This is a genomic window from Mesorhizobium sp. M2A.F.Ca.ET.039.01.1.1 (assembly GCF_003998035.1).
GTDB lineage: Bacteria > Pseudomonadota > Alphaproteobacteria > Rhizobiales > Rhizobiaceae > Mesorhizobium.
Window position 1 is genome coordinate 1 of record NZ_RZRY01000610.1, and the last position, 3,789, is coordinate 3,789.

A 3,789-nucleotide genomic window follows, 5' to 3' on the forward strand; every position below is an offset into this window, starting at 1 on the left:
GTCATGGCCACGCGCCGATGGAGCTCTATGGCGAATTGGGCACCGTCTTCGTGCCGGACCCGAATTTCTTCGGCGGCGAGGTACGCTTCACCGACGCGGCCAAGCCGGTGAAGAAGCTGCCGAAATGGAACCACCCGTTCGGCGTGCCGAACGAGATGCACGGCCAGGGCATGATGGCCAATTACCGCACCGCCGGTCTTGCCGACATGGCGATCGCAATCGCCGAAGGGCGGCCGCACCGCTGCTCGATGGAGCTGGCGCTGCACGCCGTCGACGTGATGACCGGCATCCTGCGTTCCGGCGAAAGCGGCAAATACGTCACCATGCAGACGACCTGCGAGCGGCCGGCCGCGCTCGGCGTCAAGGACGCGAAGGCGCTGCTGGCCAAGAAAAACTAGGTGGCAACCCCTCCCCGTTTCGGCGGGGAGAGGGTAAGGGTAGGGGCAAGCATCGATTCAATTGACCCCTGAGCCGAGCATGAAGTCGCCCGAAAACCGCTCCGCACTTTTCGGCTTCATGCTCTAGCGGCGCTCGCGGCGCCGCTTCGATCCCGAGGATTTTTCCCATGCCCTATGTCGCCGCCGAGAACCGCTACGAAAAGATGATCTATAACCGCTGCGGCCGCTCCGGCCTCAAGCTGCCGGCGATCTCGCTCGGGCTGTGGCACAATTTCGGCAACGACACGCCGCACCGGACCAAGCAGGCGATCGTGCGCAAGGCCTTCGACCTCGGCATCACGCATTTCGATCTCGCCAACAATTACGGTCCGCCGCCCGGCTCGGCGGAGACCGCGTTCGGCGAGATCCTGCGCACCGATTTCGCCGCCTATCGCGACGAGATGATCATCTCGACCAAGGCCGGCTACGAGATGTGGGCGGGTCCCTATGGCGAATGGGGCAGCCGCAAATATGTGCTGGCGAGCCTCGACCAGAGCCTGAAGCGTATGGGGCTCGACTATGTCGATATCTTCTATTCGCACCGCTTCGACCCGGAAACGCCGCTCGAGGAAACCATGGGCGCGCTCGACCACGCGGTGCGCTCGGGCAAGGCGCTTTATGCCGGCATCTCGTCCTACAACTCGCAGCGCACCCGCGAGGCGGCCGATATTCTGCGGCAGCTCGGCACCCCTTGCCTGATCCACCAGCCGAGCTATTCGATGCTCAACCGCTGGGTCGAGGAGGACGGGCTGCTCGACACGCTGGAGGGGCTGGGCATCGGCTCGATCGTCTTCTCGCCGCTGGCGCAAGGCATGCTGACCGACAAATATCTCGGCGGCATCCCCGAGGGCAGCCGCGCATCCCAGGGCAAGTCGCTCAGGCAGGCCTTCATCAACGACAAGTCGATCGCCAACATCAAGGCGCTCAACGCCATTGCCACTCGCCGCGGCCAGACGCTGGCGCAGATGGCGCTGGCCTGGGTGCTGCGCAAGGGCCGCGTGACCACGGCCCTGATCGGCGCCAGCCGGCCGGAACAGGTCGAGGATTGCGTCGGCGCGCTCAAGGCGCTCGAGTTCTCCGATGCCGAGCTTGGCGAGATCGATACTTACGCGCGTGAGTCCGACATCAACCTCTGGGCGGCTTCCGCCGAACGCAAAGGGCCGCCGCGCAAGTAGCGGTTAGCCGGCGAACCGTCTCGCCCGACCTGTGCCTGAGGAGACGCGCTGCGGAAACAGTGGCAAAATCGCTCGTTCGTCGCTATCTCAGGGGAAATTGAAGTCCTTGGCATGCGGTCGCGCGTGCAAGCGTCGATTGGGCGAACAAGATGACGGCAAGAGATGCGCTGACCAAGAACCAGCTCTGCGTGCTCGAGAAGCTAGAGGCGTCCAGCGGGCCGCTCAGCGCCTATACGCTGCTCGACCAGTTGCGCGAGCGCGGTTTTCGCGCGCCGCTGCAGGTCTACCGGGCGCTCGACACGCTGGTGAAGTCCGGCTTCGTGCACCGGCTGGAAAGCCTCAATTCCTTCGTCGCCTGCGCCGAGCCGCACGACCACAGCCATTCGATGACCGCCTTCGCCATCTGCGACAATTGCGGCCAGGTGACCGAAATGTCCGACCACGACGTCGGCCATCGGTTGGACGAATGGGTGCGCTCGACGGGATTCGCGGCCAAGAAGGCGGTGATCGAGTTTCGCGGAGTTTGCGCGAAGTGCAGGGCCGAGGCTGCGTAAGTATCAGCTAGCCGGTTGACGCCGGCGCGGAGCCCCCCTCTCTGTCCTGCCGGACATCTCCCCCTCAAGGGGGGAGATCAGCCGTAGTCACGGCTTTCGCCAATCTTCAAACGTTGCAAGACGAGCGCCGGCGCCGGAACCGCCAATCTCCCCCCTTGAGGGGGAGATGTCCGGCAGGACAGAGAGGGGGGGCGACGGATCGCGGCGCCTCTCGGCATGCCGCCTAATGCGCCTCGTCCCAATTGTCCGCCGCCCGGGCGTCGACATGCAGCGGCACCGACATTGAGACCGCCGGCATCGGCGCGTTTTCCATGACCCGGCGCACGACGGGGATAGTCGCTTCGACTTCCGCTTCCACCGTTTCGAAGATCAGTTCGTCATGCACCTGCAGCAGCATGCGGGCCGAGAGTTTCGCTTTCTCCAGCGCCTCTTCCATATGCACCATGGCGCGGCGGATGATGTCTGCGGCGGTGCCCTGCAGCCTGGCGTTGATCGAGGCGCGCTCGTTGAAGGCGCGGACCGACGGGTTGGAGGATCGTATCTCCGGATAGTGGATGCGCCGGCCGAAGATGGTTTGCACGAAGCCGTTTTCCCGCGCGTAGGCCTTGGTTTCCTCGATATAGTCGCGGATGCCCGGGAAGCGCTCGAAATAGCGCTTGATGTAGGCGCCGGCCTCGTCGCGCGGGATCGACAATTGGTTGGCGAGGCCGAAGGCCGAGATGCCGTAGATGATGCCGAAGTTGATCGCCTTGGCACGCCGGCGCACCTCCGAAGGCATGCCTTCGACCGGCACGTTGAACATTTCCGACGCGGTGATGGCATGGATGTCGGCGCCGTCGGCGAAGGCCTGCTTGAGCTGCGGGATCTCGGCGACATGGGCAAGCACGCGCAGCTCGATCTGGCTATAGTCGGCCGAGACCAGCTTGTGGCCCTTCTCGGCGATGAAGGCGGTCCTGATCTTGCGGCCCTCGGCGGTGCGCACCGGAATATTCTGGAGGTTGGGATCGGAGGATGACAAGCGGCCCGTGGTCGTCGCGGCGAGCGCGTATGAGGTATGCACGCGGTTGGTGCCGGGGTTGATGAAACCGGGCAGCGCGTCGGTATAGGTCGACTTCAGCTTGGTGAGCTGGCGCCAGTCGACGATCTTGCGCGGCAGCTCATGGCCTTCGGCGGCGAGGTCTTCCAGCAGCTGCGCCGAGGTCGACCATTGCCCCGTCTTGGTCTTCGAGCCGCCCGGCAGGCCCATCTTGCCGAACAATATGTCGCCCAGCTGTTTGGGCGAGCCGATGTTGATGCGCTCGCCGACGATGCCGTAGATCTCTTCCTCGACGCGGGCGGCGCCCTGCGCCAGCTCGCCCGAAAGCCTAGACAGGATCTGCCGGTCGACCGAGATGCCGCGCTGCTCCATGCGGGCAAGCACCGGCACGAGCGGACGTTCCAGCCGCTCGTAGACGGAAACGAGGCCCTTGGCGGCGAGCCGGGGCTTCAGCAATTGCCACAGCCGCAGAGCCAGATCGGCCTGTTCGCCGGCATAGGCGGTCGCGCGCTCGATATCGACCTGGTCGAAGCCGATGGCGCTCTTGCCCGAGCCGGCCAGTTCCTTCTTCGAGGCCGGCGCGTGTC

The 3,789-nt window shown here is 64.8% G+C and carries 3 protein-coding genes and 1 pseudogene; 3 read left to right on the plus strand and 1 reads right to left on the minus strand.

What is annotated here, in order from left to right:
- The 3 genes and pseudogenes from EOA24_RS30345 to EOA24_RS30355 all read left to right on the plus strand — a co-directional run.
- Positions 1-398: pseudogene (locus EOA24_RS30345) on the plus strand (gfo/Idh/MocA family oxidoreductase); the annotation flags it as partial.
- A 167-nt stretch (positions 399-565) separates the two neighbouring features.
- Positions 566-1,612, plus strand: a complete 1,047-nt coding sequence (gene mgrA / locus EOA24_RS30350) for an L-glyceraldehyde 3-phosphate reductase (protein ID WP_126081166.1) — start codon at positions 566-568, stop codon at positions 1,610-1,612.
- Positions 1,613-1,761: 149 nt separating this feature from the next.
- A complete protein-coding gene (locus EOA24_RS30355) occupies positions 1,762-2,166 on the plus strand; it encodes a Fur family transcriptional regulator (protein WP_042640862.1) in 405 nt (134 codons plus the stop codon).
- Positions 2,167-2,389: 223 nt separating this feature from the next.
- Here the strand turns inward: EOA24_RS30355 and polA are convergent.
- A partial coding sequence (gene polA, locus EOA24_RS30365; protein WP_127410401.1) for a DNA polymerase I occupies positions 2,390-3,789 on the minus strand: 1,400 nt, incomplete at its 5' end.